The organism is Brevibacillus fluminis (genome assembly GCF_003710825.1).
In the GTDB taxonomy this organism is placed as follows: Bacteria; Bacillota; Bacilli; order Brevibacillales; family Brevibacillaceae; genus Brevibacillus_D; species Brevibacillus_D fluminis.
On the sequence record NZ_RHHQ01000053.1, the window covers coordinates 1 to 549 of the forward strand.

At 56.8% G+C, this 549-nt stretch carries 1 protein-coding gene; it reads right to left on the reverse strand.

Going from position 1 to position 549, the window contains the following annotated elements:
- Window positions 1-549 (reverse strand): MFS transporter (locus EDM56_RS30825; protein WP_122921736.1); only part of this gene is annotated, 549 nt, incomplete at both ends.

The following is a 549-nucleotide window of genomic DNA, read 5'->3' on the forward strand; positions in this document are numbered from 1 at the left end:
CGCCGACAAGCATCGCGACTCCGTTTGTCGCCAGAAGCCACTGCAACGAATCTTTCGGCAAACCCAGGCGCTCGACCACGATAAAGACTCCAAGCGGCTGGCACACGCCTACACCTAGTCCTGCCGCTCCATACACACCGCAGAGCGTACGCAAGAGCGGACTCGCCCACACATAGCGCAGACCCGCTTTCAGCTCCTGCCACACCGTCAAGCCCGAACGACTCGGTGCAGCCTGATCTTGTTCCGGCAAAAAGAAAAGGACGCCAGCCGACAGCAAAAAGGCTACGGCCATCACGCAAATCGATGTCGTAATGCCGAACTTTTGATACACGAACGCGCCCAGCATCGGGCCGATGATCATGAAAACAGCGGTAATCGTCTGAAGCATCGCCGTGCCTGCCTGAACTTGGTCAGATGGCACATGCTGCTTGAACAGCTTCAGCCCCGATGGCTGTGAAAACTGCGACAAAACCGCCGAGATCAGCGTCGCGAAAAAGATGGCTTTCCAGCTCGCGAACAAAAAGGCGAGCAAGACCGCAAAGACGGAGA